At 67.2% G+C, this 21,048-nt stretch carries 15 protein-coding genes and 1 pseudogene; 8 read left to right on the top strand and 8 right to left on the bottom strand.

Annotation, left to right across the window (positions count from 1 at the left end; all coding sequences use genetic code 11):
• Positions 1 to 107 precede the first annotated feature (107 nt).
• Together ATK74_RS11635 and ATK74_RS11630 are read right to left on the bottom strand one after the other, a co-directional pair.
• Positions 108 to 500, bottom strand: coding sequence for a lipopolysaccharide assembly protein LapA domain-containing protein (locus ATK74_RS11635; RefSeq protein ID WP_098461188.1), 393 nt, complete (start codon positions 498 to 500; stop codon positions 108 to 110).
• Positions 501 to 697: 197 nt separating this feature from the next.
• Positions 698 to 1,918, bottom strand: coding sequence for an ATP-grasp domain-containing protein (locus ATK74_RS11630; RefSeq protein ID WP_211283362.1), 1,221 nt, complete (start codon positions 1,916 to 1,918; stop codon positions 698 to 700).
• A 391-nt stretch (positions 1,919 to 2,309) separates the two neighbouring features.
• On the opposite strand from ATK74_RS11630, the gene ATK74_RS11625 reads away from it, so the two are divergent.
• Positions 2,310 to 3,563 (top strand): tyrosine-type recombinase/integrase, encoded by a 1,254-nt coding sequence (locus ATK74_RS11625; RefSeq protein ID WP_211283361.1) that lies wholly within the window; start codon positions 2,310 to 2,312, stop codon positions 3,561 to 3,563.
• 184 nt (positions 3,564 to 3,747) lie between these two features.
• Positions 3,748 to 5,181 (top strand): ATP-binding protein, encoded by a 1,434-nt coding sequence (locus ATK74_RS11620; protein ID WP_098461185.1) that lies wholly within the window; start codon positions 3,748 to 3,750, stop codon positions 5,179 to 5,181.
• 202 nt (positions 5,182 to 5,383) lie between these two features.
• On the opposite strand, the gene ATK74_RS11615 is transcribed toward ATK74_RS11620, so the two are convergent.
• From ATK74_RS11615 to ATK74_RS11590, 6 genes are all read right to left on the bottom strand, one after another.
• Positions 5,384 to 5,653, bottom strand: a complete 270-nt coding sequence (locus ATK74_RS11615; RefSeq protein WP_245840909.1) for a hypothetical protein — start codon at positions 5,651 to 5,653, stop codon at positions 5,384 to 5,386.
• Between the two features lie 126 nt (positions 5,654 to 5,779).
• Complete coding sequence (locus ATK74_RS11610) at positions 5,780 to 6,013, bottom strand: helix-turn-helix domain-containing protein (RefSeq protein ID WP_098461183.1); 234 nt, start codon at positions 6,011 to 6,013, stop codon at positions 5,780 to 5,782.
• Between the two features lie 21 nt (positions 6,014 to 6,034).
• On the bottom strand, positions 6,035 to 9,880 hold the full coding sequence (gene mobF / locus ATK74_RS11605; RefSeq protein WP_143483652.1) for a MobF family relaxase: 3,846 nt from the start codon (positions 9,878 to 9,880) through the stop codon (positions 6,035 to 6,037).
• A 972-nt stretch (positions 9,881 to 10,852) separates the two neighbouring features.
• Positions 10,853 to 11,647: an IS21-like element helper ATPase IstB gene (gene istB, locus ATK74_RS11600; RefSeq protein ID WP_098461181.1), complete on the bottom strand. Its 795-nt coding sequence runs from the start codon at positions 11,645 to 11,647 to the stop codon at positions 10,853 to 10,855.
• Complete coding sequence (istA, locus tag ATK74_RS11595; RefSeq protein WP_098461180.1) at positions 11,647 to 12,858, bottom strand: IS21 family transposase; 1,212 nt, start codon at positions 12,856 to 12,858, stop codon at positions 11,647 to 11,649. Before istA ends, istB begins: the two co-directional genes overlap by 1 nt.
• A gap of 49 nt (positions 12,859 to 12,907) precedes the next feature.
• Positions 12,908 to 14,134 (bottom strand): IS30 family transposase, encoded by a 1,227-nt coding sequence (locus ATK74_RS11590; RefSeq protein ID WP_245840907.1) that lies wholly within the window; start codon positions 14,132 to 14,134, stop codon positions 12,908 to 12,910.
• Positions 14,135 to 14,754: 620 nt separating this feature from the next.
• On the opposite strand from ATK74_RS11590, the gene ATK74_RS11585 reads away from it, so the two are divergent.
• The 6 genes and pseudogenes from ATK74_RS11585 to ATK74_RS11565 all read left to right on the top strand — a co-directional run bounded on the left by ATK74_RS11585 (position 14,755) and on the right by ATK74_RS11565 (position 21,048).
• Positions 14,755 to 15,669: an FMN-binding negative transcriptional regulator gene (locus ATK74_RS11585; RefSeq protein ID WP_245840906.1), complete on the top strand. Its 915-nt coding sequence runs from the start codon at positions 14,755 to 14,757 to the stop codon at positions 15,667 to 15,669.
• 265 nt (positions 15,670 to 15,934) lie between these two features.
• Positions 15,935 to 16,105, top strand: a pseudogene (locus tag ATK74_RS15745) (HTH domain-containing protein); the annotation flags it as partial.
• Positions 16,106 to 16,156: 51 nt separating this feature from the next.
• Entirely contained in the window at positions 16,157 to 17,857 is a 1,701-nt protein-coding gene (locus ATK74_RS11580; RefSeq protein WP_245840904.1) for a BglG family transcription antiterminator, read from the top strand.
• 166 nt (positions 17,858 to 18,023) lie between these two features.
• The gene (locus tag ATK74_RS11575; protein WP_098461177.1) at positions 18,024 to 18,341 is read left to right on the top strand and encodes a PTS sugar transporter subunit IIB; all 318 of its coding nucleotides are present in this window, start codon (positions 18,024 to 18,026) and stop codon (positions 18,339 to 18,341) included.
• 20 nt (positions 18,342 to 18,361) lie between these two features.
• Complete coding sequence (locus ATK74_RS11570) at positions 18,362 to 19,615, top strand: PTS sugar transporter subunit IIC (protein WP_211283360.1); 1,254 nt, start codon at positions 18,362 to 18,364, stop codon at positions 19,613 to 19,615.
• Positions 19,615 to 21,048, top strand: coding sequence for a glycoside hydrolase family 1 protein (locus tag ATK74_RS11565; RefSeq protein ID WP_098461175.1), 1,434 nt, complete (start codon positions 19,615 to 19,617; stop codon positions 21,046 to 21,048). The genes ATK74_RS11570 and ATK74_RS11565 overlap by 1 nt, the downstream gene beginning before the upstream one ends.

Genomic DNA, 21,048 nt, shown 5'->3' with positions numbered 1-21,048 from the left:
GCAGGTACCCAGCTTTGCCGTCGCTGACGCGAGGTGGCCCGTCCGGGGAGTGAACCTGCTTAGTGGAACAACCGCGGGCCGCTGATGCTTCCCCGCGGGGGTCAGGCTCAGTTGGCCCGGGCCGCGTCGCGGCGCAGGTGGCGGACGCTGCGTCCCAGCACGATCATTCGGACCGTGCCCACCCCTGCGGTGATCAGTGCGCCGGCAATGGCCGCGAACAGCGCGGCGATGCCGACCGGCAGGCTGAACGTCCAGGCCAGCAAGGTGATCTGAGTGGGGACGTTGTTCTGCAGCACGAAGATGAGGATGAACACCAAGGCCACGACTCCGACCACCAGTGCCGTCCAGGCGGTGCCGGACAGGTTGCGGGCGCGGGCCGGGGCGGGTCGCGGTGCCGGAGCCGGAATCGGGGTGAGCGGCGCGGCGAGAGTCGGGGACGGCGTCGGCTGCACGTCCTCGGGAACTGCGCGAACGGGTCGGTCTTCGGGATAGCTGGGCATGTGCCCTCCTGAGGTTGCGCCGGCAAGAGCCTGCACACTTCGTTACCCGGCACCGGCCCTTGTGAAACAGGGACAGCGGTACCGGCTCAGCGTCGTCGCGAGACGATCGAACAGACCGGGCCGTCCTCGTGGCTTCGGGCGATGCTCCACTTCGCGGCCCGGGCCAGGGAGTCGAAGCTGCCCAGATCGCCGCAGCGCTATGGGTGCGGGACGTCCATCACTCGCCGCACGGCCTCATGGGTGACCGTGTAGGTCTCGACCGTTCCGCCGGCCAGCTCGGCTACCCGGGCCGGGTTGGCCAGGACGGTTCCCACTGCGACCGCGAGCGGAACCAGCGAGGGAGGGTCAGCCAGGAGCGGAGTGAGCACCTCGGTGCTGCCCCGCAGCGACGATCGCTGACTCACCGAGCCAACAATGCTGGACAAGACGGCGCGACGGGTGTGGTGCTGCTCGGCGGCACCGAGCGCGATGGCCATCGTCGATCTGGTTCGGACGCCGGCGCGTGCGATCAGCGGCTTTGTCGGGAGTTCGCCGCCCGTGGCCAGCCTGATCGACAGTGCCGGCAAGTCGACCCCGGCTGCAGCCGCGTTTCCAGGCTCGACGGTGCGCGGGTTGCACTCGATGAAGGACGGCGCCCCGTCGACATGCAAGTAGTCAAGGGTGAGGCCGCCGTGCCAACCGAGCCTGGCGCCGAGTGTGGTGATCGCCGCGATCGCGTCCGGGTGGTCGACGCTGAGGCGTGCGGCGGCACTCCCGCCCGCGCCGATCGCCAGCTGTTCGCTGGCAGCAGCGGCGACGAGCCGTCCGTGGTCGAAGAGCCCTTGCACTTGGGCATAGCGCCCCGTTGCCGGACTCTGGATCATGACGGACGTGCCGGGAGTTCGGGTCATCATCGTCCACAGTGATGCGGCCTGCTCATGGTCGGCCGCAAGGCCGACGCCTCGTCCCGCGGTGGAGAAGGCGGACTTCACCCACACTGGGAAGCCGAGCGCGCTCAGATCGCTCTCGGCCTCGACCAACCGCCAGGCCGGCTGCGGCAGTCCAAGTGAGTCCAGGAGGGCTGCGAACGCAGGCTTCGACTGCACCTGATCGAACGCATCCAACCCCGCGACCGCCATTGTGGCGTGCGGCAGCAGATGCCGGCCGGCTGCGAACAGCCAGGCTTGCTCATGGGTGGGCAGGAGAGCTGCGAAGCGGCCGGAGGCCATCAGCTCGTCCACCCGGCGCAGATAGCCGATCGGGTCAGTCGATGGTGCCGGCGCCCGATGGACGCGTCGGCACCATCGGCTGAACTTCACCAGCGGCGCCATGGCAGGGCTGACGGCCTCGACCTTGACGCCTGATCGGCCCAGCACGGTCGTGAACTCACGAGCCGTCAGCGAGGACGCCTCCGACAACAACACTGTTTCGCGACCCACGCCTTCCGAGGCTAGCCGTCGATGCGCATGCCCGCTGTGCGGATCACGCCAGATCAAGGCTGGGCCGGATCGGGGTTGGTGTGGTGCACGTGCGGTCGGCGGTGCAGGCTTCGCCAGGCTCGGCCAGCGGCGGGGGCACGAAACGCTGAAAGCCGCTCCGAACCGGGATCAGATCCCAGGTCAGAGCGGCTCTCCGCTTGTGGTCGGGGTGACAGGATTTGAACTGCCACCTCGGGCTCTTTCGTCTACCTCTCCTGACTACTAGTTTCAGCGCGATGACTAGGTGTGATGGTCGCTGCCTCTCGAACGCGAAGTTGGCGCAAATAGGCAGAAATGGGCTGTCGTTAGGATGCGTTAGGATGCAGGTGAGATGCAAGGGCAGGGTGACAGGGTGACCAATCTCCGACTGGTGGACGGGGCTGCGGGTACGCCCGCGCGCACCGGTTCGGCTCCGCGGCCGTCCACTCGGACCAGGTCGACCCGACGCCGGCGGGCCTTCGGAAAGATCGCGAAGCAGCGGTCGGGCCGCTACCAGGCCAGCTATCTCGGCGAGAACGGGGAGCGCTATCTGGCCCCGGTGACGTTCGAGACCAAGGGCGACGCCGACGCGTGGCTGTCGATGCGCCGGGCCGAACTGGAGGAGCATCGCTGGCGTCCGCCCGACCCGCAGCCGGCCGAGACCCCGACACTGCGCGACTACTCCGAGATCTGGCTCGAGCGCCGACGCACCCGGGACGGCCAGCCGCTCAAGCCCCGGACGAAGGACCTCTACCGCATCCTGCTCGACAAGCAGATCCTGCCCACCCTGGGCGACAGGCACCTGGCCGACATCACCGCCGACGACATCGACGACTGGTACGCGATGCTGCTGCCCGCCGCTCCGACCCGGCGGGCACACGCCTACTCGCTGCTGTCGACCATCATGCGCAGCGCCAGCACGGGCCGCCGTCCGCTGATTCCGGACTCCCCATGCAAGGTGGAGCATCCGACGGTCCTTCACCGCACCTTCGAGCCGAAGCCGGCCACGCCTCAGCAGATCGCCATCATCGTGGAGAACATGCCCGACAAGTACCAGGCGCTGATCCTGCTGTCGGCTTGGTGCGGCCTCCGCTGGGGCGAGGTGAGCGAGCTGCGACGCAAGGACCTCGACCTGGCCTCGATGTCGGTTCGGGTCGAACGCGCCGTCGTGTGGCGCAAGGGCGAGGCGACGGTCGGCACACCCAAGTCCCGAGCGGGCGTCCGCACGATCGCACTCCCGCCGAACCTGCGTCCGGCCCTGAAGCGGCATCTCGCCGAGCACGCCATGCCCGGCCCGGACGGGCTGCTGTTCCCGAACGCGACCAAGACGGGCCACCTGCACGTGAACACGCTCAGCAAGACCTACCACAGGGCTCGTCAGGTGGCCGGACGGCCGGACCTGCGCTTCCACGACCTTCGGCACAGCGCGGCGACCATGGCCGCGCAGGCCGGCGCCACTCTCGCGGAGCTGATGGCGCGCATGGGGCACTCCACGGCGAAGGCTGCGCTGGTCTACCAGCACGTCGCCGAGGGCCGCGACCGGATCATCGCCGACCGCATGGCGCTGCTCGCAGAGCCCGGAGTCGTTCAGTCCACGGGTATCGACGGCCCGCGAGCCGAGACGTAGCCCCCGCCCGAAGCGCGCTGGAGGTTCTTGACGTGGCCTGCGATCAGTCGGGCTCTACTTGAAAGCTACTTGAAGCCCGGAGTTTCAAGTAGCGATGTCGCTGGGCGGCTGGGCGGCTGGGGGGCTCGGCGCGCGAGGCCGCGCGGCTACTTGCATGGAACATGAAGAAGTTTAAAGTAGAGCCATGACGGCGAACCAGGTGGATGCGGCGCTCGCGGCTGATCGGTCGGACGTTGGCCGGCGCCTCTTGGCGTTGCCGGAGGACCAGTGGTTCGATCGCAAGTCGATTCGCGTCCGGGCGCAGGACCTCGACAGGCCGCTCACCGCCTTCGCCAACGCAGAGGGCGGGGTCATCGTGATCGGACTGTCTGACGGGCGAGTGGAAGGGATTCGATCCCACGCGTCGAAACAGAACGCCATCCGGCAAGCGGCCCTGGACTTCACCGTCCCTCCTGTGCGAGCGCACGTGGAGCAGGTCGGCTGCATCAACGACGCAGGTGAAGTGGACGCACTCCTCGTGATCCGTGTTGATCCCGGTGAACTGGTCCACGAGACCCGCGCCGGCGATGTGTACCTGCGGGTTGGGGACGAGTCGCGCAAGCTCGGGTTCGCAGCCCGTCAAGAACTGGAGTTCGACAAGGGGCAGGGCCAGTACGACGGCAGACCCGTCCCCGGTGTGCGGATCGCGGATCTGGACAGGAAGCTCGTGCAGAACTACCGGTCGCGTGTCGGTGCTTCCAGTGATCTCAAGCTGTTCCGCGCCCGGAGTCTGCTCACGCCGAAGGACGAACTCACCAATGCGGGCTATCTGCTGTTCGCCCCGCGTCCGCAGGACCTGTTCCCTGAGGCGTACATTCGCGTGATTCGTTTCCTCACTCCGGAGCGCGGCACGGGCGCCCGGCTGGGGGTGGAGGAAGGCTCTGACATCCGGATTGAGGGGCCAATCCCGCGCGCTATCCAGGAGGCCGATCGGGTGATCAGTAGCCTGATCCCCAAGCGTCGAGCACTGGCCGAGAGCGGGCTTTTCGAGGCCCGTCCGATCGTCCCGCGTGAGGCTTGGCTCGAAGGAGTGGTCAACGCCGCAATCCATCGTTCATACAGCCTCTCCGGCGACCACATCCGGGTCGAGATCTACCCCGACCGGGTCGAAATCGAAAGCCCGGGACGCTTCCCGGGCCTGGCCAACCCGGCACTCCCGCTGGAGATCCCGCGGTTCGCCCGCAACCCACGAATCGCTCGGGTTTGTGCGGACCTTCGAATCGGCCAGGAACTGGGGGAGGGCATCAAGCGAATGTTCGACGAGATGCGAATTGTCGGCCTGCGGGATCCCGCCTACCGCCAAACAGCCGGCAGTGTCCGACTGACTCTCGCCGCGCTGCCCCGTCTGCCTGCTACCCAGGCCGCGCGCCTCCCCAAGGGATCGCAGCAGATCCTGGACGCACTCCGAACCGCTGGAGTCGCCGGACTGGGTTCAGGGGAAGTCGCCGAGGCTGCCGGGCTGAGCCGCCCTGCCGCAAATGCCCGCCTGAAGGCCTTGCGTGAGGAGGGCCTCATCGTCTGGCACGGCAAGTCCTCTAAGGACCCGCGAGCTCGCTGGACACTCGCCGAAGGGAGCTGATGCGCGGATGCGGTTCTTCGGGCAAGGCCGCGTGCCTATCAGCACGTCGCCGATGGTTGCTGCGCGACCATGACCTCGATGATGGCTCTCATCGCCGGTGTGCAGCTGAACATGACATTTGCGTTCGCTCGGGTATCACACTTGCGTTCGCCCCGGTATCACACTTGCGCGCACGACGCCTCCAGGGCCCGGGGCCGATAGGTCAAGCGACTTCGTTCCTGTAGCGCTGACGGGCCGCCTCACCCGAGGTGCCAACGAAGAGCCCGATGGCGGACCAGGGCATGCCAGCAACACGCGCTGCCCTGATTGCTTCCACGACGTGGCGCTCGGCGTCGGACCGCTCCTGGATCGCGGCGCGCAGCAGCGCTATGGCGCCGGGGTCGAGCTCATGTGCGGGGTCGGGCTCGTAGCCCTTGAACCGGGCCGCAAGGTCATCTGCGTGCTGGAGGATCTGGTCGAGTGTGCGAGGCATCGTCATCACCTGAGGTACTCGGCGGGGCGCTCCAAGATAACTTGCGAGGGGTCGCCTAGCAATCCCTCGGTACCTGACCGATCGTTGCGGCACACCTCGGGAAGTGCCCCGATGGCGAAGCTCCCATCACGCTCGACGCCGATGAATGGCTCGTTGAACGACCACGATCGGACGGCAGACCCTGTCGAGATCGACGGCCCGGACGCGGATGATGCGGGCACCGATTCGGGACGCCGGGAGCACCCCAGTTGCGATGCGGCGCCGCAGCGTGTCGACGCTGATCCCGTAGACGAGGGCGGCTTGTTGGAGGGAGAGCCATTCTGGGACTGATTGGCTCCATTCGGCAGGATCGCTGGCCATTCTGTTCCTCTCCATCGGGTATCAGATGCTGATGCCGCGGTCGGGGCTGTGGGATCGCGGGTGTTCGGGATAGGGCCGGGGAGCGGTGGGGGTGATGGTCTCCCAGACTCTGCTCTCGGCTTCGCGTTGGGTCTTGATGAGCCCGGTGATTCGGTAGTTGAGGGCGTCGGCGGGGTGGTCGTCAGGCAGTGTGCCCTGAACGGCGGCCCGTTGCAGGAGGTCGGTTGCGTCGTGTCCGCGGTTGCTGAGCCGGGCGAGGCGGGCGGCGAGGACGGACAGGCGCGGGTCGCCGGCGGTGGCTGGTGCGGCCTGGGCGATGCGGGGTGCCCATTCACGGATGCCTGCTTGCGCGTGTTCGAGCTGGTGGTCGAGGTCACGCTGGATGCGCCGCTCGGCGGGGCTGCTGCTGGTGGGCCCGGTGGGCCGCAGGTCGTGGTCGGGGATCTGGCGGGCTGCCCGCCATAGCTGGATGTCGGCGACGAGTTTGGGGTCGAGGCCGGGGAGCTGCTCGGCCCAGCGCGGCGTGTCCTCGGCGCTGCAAGCCGCCTCATGGACTTCTTCGCCGAGCTTGCGGGTGAGGGTGAAGCGGGCGCTGAGGTAGGTCTTCCATTCGGGGTCGTCGAGGAGCTGGGTGGGGATGCCTGGCAGCCAGGGCAGGGGTCCGCGGGTTCGGCCGTTCGAGGCTTGAGTGAGGTCGATTCGCCAGCACAGGACGGCGGCCCGGTCGTGGGCGTCGTCGAGCCCGCCGAGGGCTACCGCCTGGCTGAGCACGGCCACCGGCTTGTGGTCGTTGGCCGCGATGAGCATCAACTGGCCGCGTAAGGCCGGCCAGGCAGCAGCCTCGGTGAGGCCGTATCGTTCGCCGACCCAGTCGATGACCTGCTTCGTCTCGTCGGGCAGGTGGTGCTCGGCAGCGAAGGTGATCGCGTCGAGGTAGCAGGTGACGGCGGGGCGGAGGAGTCGGGAGGGGTCGTCGGCCTGGGCCAAGAGCGTGGTGGCCGAGGCGGGCGCCTGGTCGCATTCGATGATGGCCTCGAGGATCTCGACGGCGGTGTGCGGCTCGACGAGGGCCTGCGCGACCGGGGCCAGGTGGTGTTCGGCAGGGTTGACCATGAGCCAGGCGTGGTTGGCTGCCCGGCCGCGGCTGAGCATGGTGTAGGCGAGCTGTCGGGATTCCTGGCCGGTGAGGAGTCCGTGGCAGGTGTCGGCGGTGATGCCTTGGGCGGTGTGGATGGTGGTTGCGTAGCCGAGTTCGACGCTCTCGGCGACGTAGTCGGCGGGCAGGGTGAGCTGGTTGTGGTTGCGCAGGTGCTGGACGTCGATTGATCCGTCGCGGTGGATGGCGGTGACGGTCCACCGGTCGCCGTTGCGGACCCAGGCGGTCTCTCCGGTGTTGAGCGTCCGGTTGTTGCGTCGGGTCAAGATGATGTCCCCGACCGAGGCCTGGTTGCCGTCGGACAGGTCGGTTGTGCGCCCGGCGCGGTGGCCGGCGATTCGGGCGGCGCGAGCGGCGGCGTTGAGTTGGGCGACCAGTTCGCGGGTGGGGGCGAGCATGAGCGCGTCCAGCCCGGCGTCCTTGTCGGCTTGCCAGGCAGCGAGGATGTCGCTCGTTGCGGTGTCGGGGTCGACAGCGTGGACGCGGCCGTGTTCGAGGTAGTAGCCAATCGCTCCCACGTCCCCGCTCCGCAACGCGAGGCTGGCGTCTGCTTCGGCAGGGTCGCTGAACCGGAGGACTTCGTCGAGGCGGAGGGCGCCGTGGCTGGTGGCGATGTCGCGCAGCACCCCGCCGGCACCGATCGCGCCGAGCTGCTGGTCGTCACCGATGAGCCGGATTGAGGCCCCCCGGTCCAGGCACCAGGAGATGACGTGATCCAGCGTCAGGGTGTCGGCCATGCCGGCCTCGTCGATGATCACGAGCGTGTCGGGGCCGATGGCGTCGGCGAGGGGTTCGTGGTGGCCGATCGCCCAGACGAGTTTGGCGAGGTTGTCGGCGACGGTGTGCTGGCCGAGTTGACCGCGGAGTTGTTCAGCCGCAGCGGCCGAGGGGGCGAGACTGACCACGTTGCCACCGCTATTGGTCCACGCGGTCGCCAGCCCTCGCATGGCGGTGGTCTTCCCCGTGCCGGCCGGGGCGATCGCCAACTGGAGCCGCCGCCCGGAGGTCGCCATCTCCCGGACGAGAGTCTGTTGGGTGGAGTTGAGCGGTTCCCGGTTTGCCATCGACTGCAGAAGTGCGAGGGTGACGGAGTTGTGATCGGCGGTCCGTCCGCCGGTGCGTGCAGCGGTGTCGACCAGGCGGCGTTCGGCCCACAGGACGCGGTGGGACGTGTAGCGGGTGCCATCAGGCTCCGCGTAAACGGGGGTGCCGTCGGGGCGGAGCAGCAGGTCTGGTTCGACCGGCAGGGTGCGGGTGGTGGCGATCGGCACAGACACGGTCGGTGCGAGCACTCGGGAGGTGAGTTGGTCGACGACCCGTTCCGCCTGTGCGTAGCTGATAGCGGCGGCCCGGACCTGCCGGAACGCTTCGGAGCGCACGTTCCAGATGGTCCAGCTCGACCGCTCCGATTCGACGATCGTCACGATCCGCTGCGCGGTCCGGGCCAGCCACCCGTCATCGACCACCGGCGCGGGGGCTGGCAGTGCCGAGGTCAGGACGGCGGTGAGCATGCGGTGGAGGCCGCCGAGGCCGAGGGTGTGTTCGGCCTGGGCCTGCCAGGTCGCTCGCTGTTCGGCTTCGCTGCGAGGCTCGTGTTTGGCCTGCCGGGTTGCCAGGGTGGCCTGCTGGGCGAGATCGAGCTTCTCCGCCGCTGTGGGCAGCCGTTCGTGCTCGGCCTCGAACCGGGTGACCAACTCGCCGGTGTAGGCGGTGATCCGCCGGCGCCGCGACGACCACCGCGCCAACAGTCCAGGCTCGAGGCCGGCGATCTCCCACACCGGACGCTGCCCGTCCCGCCCGGTCGGCTCCATGGCCAGGCCGAGGTCGCGCAGGCCTGCGGTCAGGCTGGTGGTGTAGGCCTCGGAGATCGTCACCTTGGCCGCGTACAGGATGCTGGCGTCGATAGCGAGCCAGTCCCCGGGCAGGGTTTGGACCTTGTTCGAGATCGCCACATGGGTGTGCAGGTCCGGATCGCCGGCCCGAGAGTCGCGGTGCACGAACCGGGCCGCGATCATCCCCCGGACTGGCAATCGGCGGACGCCCTCGGTGCCCTGCCGGGTGAACAACGCCCGGCCCTCCAGATACGTCAGGGCGTCGGTGACGGCCTGATCGTGCACCGCCCGCAAGCGGGATGCCAGTTCCGGGTCTGCGACCGCCCACAGTGCCGAGACGGACTTGGGAGGGGAGAGGGTGAGGTCGAATCCGGCCACCGGCACTCGGGGATGGGAGATCGCTTTCGCGATGAACGCGTGCAGCTCCCTTGGCCCCTCCGGAAGGGTGCCGCGCTCCGCCAGGAACCACTCCCGGCCCAGCTCCGTCCGCAGTTGGGAGCGAACCTGCTGTGGGATCGGCGCAGCAGGTTCGAGGCCGTGGGTGTGCTGCCAAGCGGTCAGGCGGCTGCCGAGTTCGGTCTCGAACGGGGTCGGCTCACCAGCGAACACCGAGTAGGCCCTGCCGAGCTTCTCGCCGGTGGTCGGGTTCAGGCCGGCGCCGAACAGCAGCTTCATCTGCTCGGCGGTCACCTCCCCGCCGGCGGTGAGTCCGACCGCATCTAGGCCGGAGCCCCACCAGATGCCGGGAGCCTCACCCTTGACTGCGTAGTAGTCGGCCAGACTGACGTGGCCGCGGCCGGTCACGTCCAGCGCAGCGACCTGCCGGGTCAGGTACTCATAGCCCGAACCGGCCGACAACTTCTGCAGACCAATCGCCACCCGCAATACCTCCTTCCACCTTCCCAAAGCCCCGTCGGGCCCCGATCGGGACGCCGGCCGGGCCACTTCTTCTCTGGTTCTCAGTTCGGGACCCGTTCACTTTCCTTAAGCCTCGAATCCGGCCCGTTTCGGACAGCCCAGCCTTGAGAAGTTCGACTCCGCTCGGCAGGGCGAGCGCCGGGACCACTTGTGACGCGCCTGTGAAGTAGAGCGGACCGGCGTTACCACAAACGTTCCCCTGGCCTCCCCAGCGCCGGCTTCGGGCCTCGACGGCGAGGCGGTCAGTGCTTGTGGGAAGCGCGTTCCCCGACGTTCCCCCAGAGGCTGTAGACAACCGTTTGCAGGCACACGAGAAGGGCACCACAGCAACCTCCCCCCACCCCCGGGAAGGGCAGGCGCGGTGTCAGTGCCGATCAGGTGAACGTCCTTGTCAACGGCACGTCCCCCAACCTCCCCCCAAACCGCGCCCGACCAGCGTCCCGATCGTCCAGCAGGGTGGAACCCATAGTCAGAGGCACCTCCCCCAACCTCCCCCCAGAAGATCTAGGGATTCTTCGATGTGGCGGCCGGTGAGGCCACGACCAACCGGGGGGTCAAGAATGGCTGCCGCGATTCATTCCGGTTCGTCGGCCGCGGTTGCTAGCCTCGGCGGTACCAGATCCCCCTCGCCTCTCCACGATGCGCACTAGGGGGATTTTCTACGGCCGGGCCCCACGCTCAGAATGTCCGCGTCACCACGTCGATCCGCGCCTCGAGCGCGTGGCGGCGACGTGTACGTGAAGCCGGTCCTCACCCATGAGCAGCTCGTCGAGCGCATGCGGTTCCGCGGCCTGGTCGCTCCCGAACCATGACCGGGGCTGGGCTAGTCTCGACGGCCAGACCAACCAGCCGGCTCAAGCGAACGACCCCTTGTCGGTGCCGCTCGAAAACTGGTCAGTTTCGCCGCCGCAAAAGTGAACGGTTGCTGGCAGCTTAGCCCTGGGTGTCGTTGGTGGTGGTTCTGATGCTGGGGAGGGTGTCGATGCCTCGGTTGCGGAGCCGGTAGCTGGCTCCTTTCAGGGTGAGGACGTCGGCGTGGTGGACGATCCGGTCGATCATGGCGGCGGCGACGACCTGGTCTCCGAATACCCCACCCCAGCCGGAGAACGGCAGGTTGCTGGTGAGCACCAGGGAGGCGTGTTCGTACCTGCTGGAGACGAGCTGGAAGAACAGGTTGGCTGCGTCTTGCTCGAAGGGCAGGTACCCGACTTCGTCGATGATGATGAGCCCGTAGCGGCGCAACTTTGTCAGTTCCGCGGGGAGCCGGCCGGCTCGGTGGGCGTCGGAGAGCCGGGTGACCCAGTCGGTGGCGGTGGCGAACAGGACCCGGTGACCGTGGCGGCAGGCGGTGACGCCGAGGGCGATCGCGAGGTGGGTTTTGCCGGTGCCGGGAGGTCCGAGGAGGACGACGTTGCGGGCCTCGGTGAGGAACCCGCCCGAGGCCAACGACGCGACCTGGTTCCGGACGGTGGGTTGGGCGTCGAAGTCGAAGTCCTCCAGCGTCTTGCGGGCACCGAACCCGGCAGCCCTGATCCGCAGCTCGGCGCCGGAAGCGTTGCGGGCCGACACTTCCCGCTCGAGGACAGCGGCCAGGTAGTCCTCGAAGGTCCAGCCGGCATCTCGGGCCTGATCGGCGAGCCGGCCGGCCACGTCCAGGATCCGGGGGGCTTTGAGCGCACCCGCGAGGTAGGTCAGCTGCTTGACCGCATCCGTGGTCTTGGTGGACATCAGGACACCTCCCGGCCCTCGAGACCGAACGCGCGGTCGTAGTCGGCCAGGTCTCTGACCAGCCCGTCGCCACCAGCTTGGGTGCGGGGTTGCTGGAACTCCTGCCGGAGCCGGGCGGCGGTGGCGACATGGCTGGTGTCGGTGATCGTGACCCCGCGGGCCCACACCCGGGGATGCTCGGTGATCAGCCGTCCATCCAGCCTCACCTGGACTCGTTCGAGGTCGGCGTGGGCGTCGACCATCCGGCCGATCCAGGTCGGGTCGACGGAGTAGTCGTTGCGGGCGATCCGCACGTAGTAGTCCCGGCCCAACCGGACCTGGTTGCGCCACCCCACGATCGGCGGGACCGGGGGCAGTGCCAGCATCCTGGCGCGATCGGCCTCCAACAGATCGATCGGGCGGGCCTTGGTGGTGCGCACGATCTTCTGGTTCGCCCGATCCAGCCAGCCGCTCAGCTGACCATTGAAGTCGGCAGGTGAGGCGAAGCTGCGACCCGGCATGAACGACTTCTCGAACCAGCCGTTACGCCGTTCCACGATCCCCTTGCTCTCCGGATCCCGAGGCCGCAGCAACACCAGCCGGGTGGCAAGGGTGCCCATGAACGCCGGCACTCCTTCGGCCCGGTGCGGACCGCGGCCGATGCCGCGCTCGTTGTCCCACAACAGCCGCCTCGGCACCCTGCCGAGCTGTTGGAGCAGCTGCCACATGCCCAGCAGCAGGTCCTCCGTGGTCTTGGTCGGGATCATCGTGGCCAGCACGAACCGGGAGTAGGCCAGGGTCATCACCAGCACCGGCAACAGCATGCTCGCGCCGTTCTCCAACAGGATCCTCTTGGGTGGGAACCACAAGTCACACTGAGCCGCGTCTCCGGCCTCCCACGTGAGCCGATCAGCCGGATCGACCCTGCGATGCTCCGGCCGCAACCGGGCCACGTTGCCCCGGAACCACGAACTCGAACCCGTCCAGCCGACCCGCTCCGCGATCACCGTTGCCGGCATATCCGGGAACTCCTGCAGCAGAACACGCACCCGCGGCTCGAACACCGCAAACGACCCTTCCGCCGGCGTCCGGGCATACCTCGGCGGCGCATCCGAGTTGACCGCCTTCACCACCGTGGTCCGCGAGATCCCCAACCGCCGAGCGATCGCCGCATGCGGCTCACCCTCCGCAGCAAACCTCCTGATCAGTGCCCAGTCCTCCAAGGTGATCACTCTCCGATCGTCGTCGAGTGTTCACTTTTCACCGGGTGGTTTCCAGCGGTCATCGCAACGGCGGGTGATTCTGGGAGGTTAGCAGGGCGTTGAACAGATCTGCCGGGGTGCGGTCTCCGAGGATCATGCGCGGTCTCCGGTTGAGCTCCAGTTCGACCCTGGCCAGGTCGGCGGGGGTGTGGACGGACAGGTCGGTCGACTTCGGGAAGTACTGGCGGAGAAGGCCGTTGGTGTTCTCGTTCGTGCCGCGCTGCCATGGGCTGGCGGCGTCACAGAAGTACACCCTGATGCCGGTGTCGGCCGCGACCTCGAGGTGGCGGGCCATCTCGGTGCCCTGGTCCCAGGTGAGGGTGCGGCGCAACCCCGCGGGCAGCTGACCCAACGTCCGGACCAGGGCGGCGTGGACGGTGATCGAGTCCTGCGTCGGGAGGTGCAGCAGCTTGGTGTAGCGGGTCTGTCGCTCGACCAGGGTGCCGATCCCGGAACGGTGGTTCGGGCCCACGATCAAGTCGCCTTCCCAATGGCCGGCGACGCTGCGATCGGTGGGCTCGAAGCCACGGTCGTGGACGCTGAGCATGGGTTGAGCGAACCGGCGCCCGGCCCGGATCTGTCGGTTGTGAGCACGCCGGTGGTCGCGGCCGGTCCGCAGCGGCGATGGCTTGCTGACAAGGCCATTCGATGGCCGATACAGGGCCAGGTAGATGCTCTCGGTCGCCAGCCGCATCGCCGGCTCGTCGGGATGCGCCGCGCGCAGGGCACGGCTGATCTGTTGCGGGCTCCACTTCTCGGCCAGCCGGTCGACGACGAACGCGCGCAGCACCGGGTTGCCGGCGACCTTGGGCTGTTTGGGTCGCCGGCGTCGTTGCGCGGCGAGGACCTGGGCGTGGAACGGGCGGTACTGGCCAGTGGTGTGCAGGTTGCGGCGCAGCTCACGACTGATCGTCGACGCAGCCCTGCCCAGCGCCTGGCCGATCACGGTCGGACCGTCACCCCTGCTGGCCATGTCAGCGATCCGGACCCGTTCCTCCTCCGAGAGGAACCGCGGCGAGATCGGACGGACAGCGAGGGGTTCCAGCGGAAGCACGACCTTGACCGTGCCATCCTTGCGACGCACCGTGGTGCCGTTCTTCCAGATCTGAGCAGCAGACCGGCTGACTCCCACCTCGATGGCCGCCAGCCGCAACGGCACGCCCTGGGCGAGCAACTCCATGAACCGCTGCCGAGCCAACGACTTCGGCCGCCGGCCAGGGCCCTTCGGGATACGACGAGTGGACAACGAAGACCTCCAAACACAGGCTCACGTTGCAACGTTCGCTGGAAACCGCCCCGGCGAAACCGTTCAGTTTTCGACCGGCGCCGACACCCCTCATTACCATCCGTCGCACCTCGACCAGCTCCACTACCCCTCCCGACCCCCCAGACACCCATCGCCCACCGAAGCCGCTCACGTAGCCTTCCCGACGGAGGCTCAAGCAAACCACCCCGAAGTCCGACACACCCGGTGCAAATCGGAACGAGCGTGACGGGATCGGCGCCGCCGGACAGGACGTTCTGTGGCCAGCTGTGGTTGGGGCGCCGACCAACACTGGCCTACTGGCCAGGATGCTCACGACGAGTTGGCAGGACGTGGCGGCGGCGATAAGGAGAACGGTCCAGCCCTTCGGCGGCGTTGCGCAAGGCGGCCGCCGCTCCGGGCTACCGTAGCGACCGAGGACAGATCGAGGTCGGCCTGGACGTCCCACACGACCGGACCGACGGGGGTCAGTGCCGCTCGCAGGGTTGGCCGCCAGGATCAGAGGGCTGCGGTCAGCAGCAACCCTCCGCTCGCCGAGCCGTACAGCGCAGCGGGGGCACCGAGAAGAGCGTCCATCGCGTCAAACCTCTCGATGATTCCGAATGAGGTTCGTAGCCATGTGCAGCGATCTGGACGCCGCCCACGAGGCCGTGGTGCGAGCAGTCGAGGTCAGCGACGGTGACGCGGCCGCCAACGCCGACGCCGCGATTCCGCTCGGTCCTGCTCTCGGGGAGGGACTGCCGGACGTGGAGAACCCGGGCGGTGTCCGTGCGCTCGAACCTTGCCGGACGAGCGGGCGCGGTCGGAGTCAAAGCGCCCGAACCACTGGGACAATCCGAGTGCCATCTATCGTTGAGTCCATGTACACGCCACCTTTCAACCGTGCTGACGACGTCCAGGAACTTCGCAGGCTCGTGACACATGTTCGCGCGGGCTGGCTTGTGACGAATGGACCAGTCGACGCCGCGCCCTCGGCGACATACCTGCCGATTCTGTGGCAGGGCGACCGGGTGATCGCGCACCTCGCGAAGGCGAACCCGCACTGGCGCGAGATCTCGCCTGATGCGCCGGCGGTGATCATCGTCACCGGCCCGGACGCCTATGTCTCACCGGCGTGGTACCGAGCCAAGGCGGAACACGGCAAAGTCGTGCCAACCTGGAACTACAGCGCCGTCCATCTGGTAGGCACCGCTCGGGTGCACCATGATGCCGAGTGGCTCCGCAAGGCCGTGGACGAACTGACTAATGCGCATGAACGACCGCGCGAGGAGCCCTGGCATGTCAGCGACGCGCCGAGTTCCTACGTGGAAGGCCAACTGAGGGGGATTGTCGGGCTGGAATTGACCGTGACCCGCGTCGAGGGGAAAGCGAAGCTCAGCCAGAACCGCTCGCGGGCAGACCGCGAGGGTGTCGTTGTGGGCCTTCGCGAGTCGCAGCGCCCGGAGGAGCAGAGCGTCGCTGAGGAGATGGCTGCCGTCATCCGGGCTGAGCGACCGTCTTCACTTCTAGACGGCTGAAGGCCAACAAATGTGCAGCCGGCGCCTGATCGACTTGGGGTGAACCCGAGCCTCCCGGTGTCGCCCGACGGCTGCTCATGCCTGGAGCCTCAGTTGCCAACGGGGTTCGCCAGGCCAATGTCGTGGGGGGCTCGACGCAATAGAGCTTGCTTCAAGTCAGGGGCGTCCGTTGCTTTCCGCGTGGCGGAAGCACGGGTAGTTGCGGCCAGCGACGACCACGGGGACCATTTCGGGGGCGAGGAGTCGACCAAGGAAGGTGGGCGTGATGCCGGCTGGGGATCGCCGCGCGCGATTGATCTCGGTGTTGCGTGACAGCAGTGCGCCCGTTTCCGGCCTCAGGCTCGGGGACCTGTTGGGGGTGTCCTCCCGATCGATCCGCCAGTATGTCCGTGACCTGAACGCCGAGGCGAGGGCGGAGATTATCGTTGCTGATCGGGCTGGATACCGGCTCGACCCCCGACGCTACGAGGAGTTCCGGGCGCGTGGCGTGAACCGTGAGCGGGGGCACGAGAGCGGCCGGCAGCGAGTGTTCGGCATCGCCCGCCGGCTGCTGACCGACAGCGATGAGCTTGATGTATTCGAGTTGGCCGATGACCTATTCATCGCGCCAGCGACACTGGAAGCGGACCTGGGCAGGGTCCGCGAGATCTTTCGCGAGCACGGGCTGGTGTTGCGTCGGAGTCGCGACTTGGTCAAGGTGGAAGGAACCGAACGTAGGCAACGGCGGCTGTTGCGACAGTTGGTCCTCAGTTCCGCTGAGGGTCTGAGCGCGACGGCGGTGAACGCCTTCTCAGGGCAGTTCGCGGAATATGACCTTGCCGAGTTGCGGGCGACCCTCCTCGCCGCCGCGAGAGAGTCCGGGTTGGAGATCAACGAGTACTCGATGAACGACCTTCTGATCCACCTGGTCATCGCGGTGGATCGGCTCCGGACGGGACGCAGCTACGACGCCGAGGAGAACCACAGCCCAGCCAACGCGGCTAGTCGGGCCTCGCTGGCAGGGGTGGTGGTCGCTGTCGAGCGCTTCTTCGGGATCGCGTTCCCGATGGCCGAGCGGGAGGCCTTGCAGCTCCTTCTGTCGACCCGAGTGGCTCCGTCCCGGGAGCCCGGTTCGCCGCTGAACATCCTGGAGGACTCGGTTCTTTCGATCGTCACCGACTGCCTGGAGTCCCTGTGGAGTCGCTACGGCTTGACTTTCACCGACGACCGCGCTCGGCTCAGTCTGGCCCTCCACGTGCAGGGCGTACGGGCCCGGGCGGCTTCGGATCGGCAGTTCGACAATCCACTCGGCCAGGAGTTTCGCAACGCCCATCCGCTGGTGCACGAGATCGCATTGAGCTTCGCCCGGCAGCTGGAGCACGAGTTGTCGATTCGGCTCGACCCCGGCGAGGTCGATCTGCTGTCGCTGCACCTAGGGAGCCAGTTCCAGAAACAGCTCAACGAGGGGCCACCGGTCCTGGTCAGTTGCGTCTTTCCCCGCTACGGCGGGCTGGAGGTCGACGCGAGGGATCGTCTGGCGGTCGCGCTGGGGACGGACGCGGTGATCGAGCAGTTGATCACCACCCCCGGCCATGACTTCGACACCATCACCAGCGACCTGATCGTCACATCGATCGATCTCGCGGGGCGCACCAGGGTCCCGGTGGTCAAGGTCAGCCCGCTGCTGGGGACCGAAGACATCGAGGCCGTGCGGTCCGAGCTGCGCGAGCAGCGCCGGCGGGCCACCCGGCGCCGTCTACAGGCCGATCTGGTCACCCTTTCCGACCCACGCCTCTTCTTCCACCCCACTTCGGCGGGGCGGAAGGAGGACGTGCTGCGCGTGATGTCCACGGCGATGATCGAAGCCGGCGTCGTCCAGCCCACGTTCCTGGACGACGTCCTGGACCGGGAGTCGCGCTCGCCCACCGCTTTCGGGGGCCAGTTCGCCTTTCCCCACTCGATGTATCCGGATGCCGAGGAGTCCGCGATCGCAGTGCTGGTGAGCGACGAGCCGGTCGACTGGGGGAACTCAAGCGTCAGGCTGGTGGCCATGCTGGCGATGAGCCCTGACGCCGGGACAATGCTGCGCGACTTCCTGGACCACTTCACCGAGCTGTTGCTGGACGCCTCGAAGATCGCCTCGCTGATCGAGCGCTCAGTCGACTATCCGGGGTTCCTCGCGGCGGTCAACGAACTGCTCGCGGACTAGCCGGATTGTTGGCAACGGCCGACTTCCGCCTGGCGGAAGCAGGAGTATTGGCAGCTCCACCTGGGCCGCTCGTAGCGTGAAGATGCGGTACAGAAGTGCGATCGGCCCGCCCTCCGCGACGACACAGGCCGACACTGACCAGGGGCAGGCCCCCCGAGGAGGAGCAATGAAGATCCTGTTGATCTGTGGGAACGGGGTGTCCAGCGGCATGATCGCGCGCAAGATCGCGCAGGCCGGCGTCGCGAGCGGCGCGACCGACACCACGTCCGAGGCGTACAGCTACGCCCAGCTGGGCCAGGTCGTCGACCAGTTCGACGTCGTACTGGCCGCGCCGCAGATGCGTTCGTTCGAGTCCATGATTCAGAAGGCCTGCGCGACCGCAGGCAAGCCGTACGCGATCCTCGACGACATGACCTACGCGATGCTCGATGGCAATGCGGGTTTCAATGTCGCCCAGGCCGCAGTGAGCGGGGGCGTGCGATGAAGAGGTTCTACCAGAGCCTGATGACCTGGTTGAAGCAGTCGCTCAGCCCCATGGTGGCGAAGTTCACCCAGAACACGTACGTCATGGCCGTGCAGAGCGCGTTCCAGATGGTGCTGCCGATGATCCTCGTCGGTGCTGTCGCGAACCTCCTGGCCACGTTCAGGAACTTCTTGCCGTGGCTGCCGGATGTGTCGGCGATCAACCAGTACAGCTTCGGCCTGCTCGGCCTGTTCCTAGCGTTCGTCATCCCGTTCAACGTCCTCGAACTCAAGGGCCTTGGCCGGGCGCGCATGGTCGCCGGCCTGACCGGTATCAGCACAATGTTCGCCCTGATGGGCCCCAAGATCGACAAGAACGGCGTGATGTCCTTCGCGGCCGGCAACCTTGGCGCGGGTGGCATGACGGTCGGCCTGATCGCAGGCCTGCTGCTGGGCTGGCTGTTCAGCGCCTACTTCAAGCGCGGCCTGTTCCCGAAGGACACCACCCTGCCCACGATCGTGGTTACTTGGTTCGAGTCGATCCTCCCGGTGATCCTGGTGATCGCCGCGGCCGTCGTGACCACCTCGCTCGGAGTGGACGTCTTCGGCTCAATGACCCGGCTGTTCGAGCCGCTGCAGGCGATCGGGAACAGCTTCGTCGGCTTCGTCCTGCTGTACTTCCTGATGGCCTTGTTCTACTCGCTGGGCCTGTCGGCGTGGACGGCGTACCCGATCTTCCTTGCTCTCGCTCTGCCCAACATCGCCGCCAACGCCGACCTCGTCGCCGCGGGTCAGAAGCCGATCTACATCACCACTGTCGAGGTCGTCTTCGCCGGCTGGTGTACCTTCGGCGGCATGGGCGGCACCATGCCGCTCAACCTGCAGATGCTGCGCTCGAAGTCGGCCCGGATCCGCAGCGTCGGCCGCGTGGCGATCTTCCCGTCCATCTTCAACATCAACGAGCCGGTGATGTACGGCCTGCCGGTGGTGTGGAACCCGCTGATGATGATCCCCTACCTGATCGTCAGCCTCATCGTGCCGTCCCTCACCTACCTCACCTTGAGCGGCGGACTCGTGGCGATCCCGTCCCGGCCGTTCGCGATGAACTTCCTGCCCCAGCCGGTCTCGACCTTCCTCACCAACTACGACTGGCTGGGTGTGGTGTTCTGGGCGGTCCTCTTCGTGATCGCGTACTTTGTCTACCTGCCCTTCTTCAAGACCTACGAGGCTCAGGAAGCTGCCAAGGAGAAGGCGGCGGCCGAGGCCGAGGACGCCGCTGAGGCGGTGGCTGCCTGATGTCTGCGTTCCCTCCAGACTTCCTCTGGGGCGTCGCCACCAGTGCGCACCAGATGGAGGGCTCGTACGACAAGGACGGCAAGGGTTTGGCGATCGTCGATGTCCTTCCGGCCGGCCATCAGGGCGAGTACCCCGACGCCCTGGTGGTCGACCCGGATCGCCGCTACCCGTTTCACCACGGGATCGACTTCTACCGCACCTTCCGCGAAGACATCGCACTGCTCGCCGAGATGGGCATCAAGTGCTTCCGAATGTCGATCCTGTGGGCGCGGATCATGCCCAACGGCGACGACGAGACCCCGAACGAGGCCGGCCTGCGCCACTACGAGGAGGTGTTCGCCGAACTCGCCAAGTACGGCATCACTCCGCTGGTGACCCTGTGCCACTACGAGATGCCGCTGGAACTGTCCCGCCGGTACAACGGCTTCGCCAGCCGCGAGGTGATCGAGCTGTTCGTCCGCTACGCCGAGATCTGCTTCGAGCGGTTCGGCAAGTGGGTCAAGCACTGGATCACATTCAACGAGATCAACTTCGCCACCAGCACGCCGTTCCCGTGCAGCGGGGTGTTCTTCGGCAAGCAACCTCGATCCGAGCAAGTCATGTTCCAGACCGCCCATCACCAGATGGTTGCCAGCGCAAAGGCGGTGGCTGCTGGTCACCGACTGATTCCGGACGCCAAGATCGGCTGCATGGTCAACGCCATGACCGCGTACGCCAAGTCGTGCGACCCGCTCGACGCTCTGGAGGAACTCGACGCCGACCGGGAGGTGTTCTACTACACCGACACCATGGTCCGCGGCCACTACCCGGCCTACGCGAAGGGGTTCCTGGACCGGAAGGGCATCGCTATCGAGCAGGCGGATGGCGATGCCGAAGCTCTGGCCGACGGGACGATCGACTTCCTCGCCTGGAGCTACTACTTCAGCCGGGTAGCACCGCTCAACCCTGAGAAGGACCCACTCATCACCGACGCCCAGCGCATGCTCGGCATCTTGGAGAACCCCTACCTGGCCAGGACCGACTGGGGCTGGGCGATCGACCCGATCGGCCTCCGCGTCACGATGAACCGGTACTACGACCGGTACGAGATCCCGATGGCAATCGTCGAGAACGGCATCGGGGCCAAGGACGAGGTCGTCGACGGCCAGATCCACGACCCTTACCGGATCGAGTTCTTCAAGGCACACATCGAGCAGATCGCCCTGGGGATCGCCGAGGACGGGGTGGACCTGTTCGGCTACACCACCTGGAGCGGCATCGACCTCGTATCCGCGTCCAGCGGCCAGATGTCCAAGCGGTACGGTTTCATCCACGTCGACCTCGACGACAACGGCGACGGCACGGGCAAACGCACCCGCAAGGACAGCTTCTACTGGTACCAAAACGTGATCGCCACCAACGGTGCCGACCTCGAACCCCCCACCAGCAACTAG

It is taken from the genome of Propionicimonas paludicola, from assembly GCF_002563675.1.
GTDB lineage: Bacteria > Actinomycetota > Actinomycetes > Propionibacteriales > Propionibacteriaceae > Propionicimonas > Propionicimonas paludicola.
This window is presented reverse-complemented; position numbering and strand designations above follow the sequence as displayed.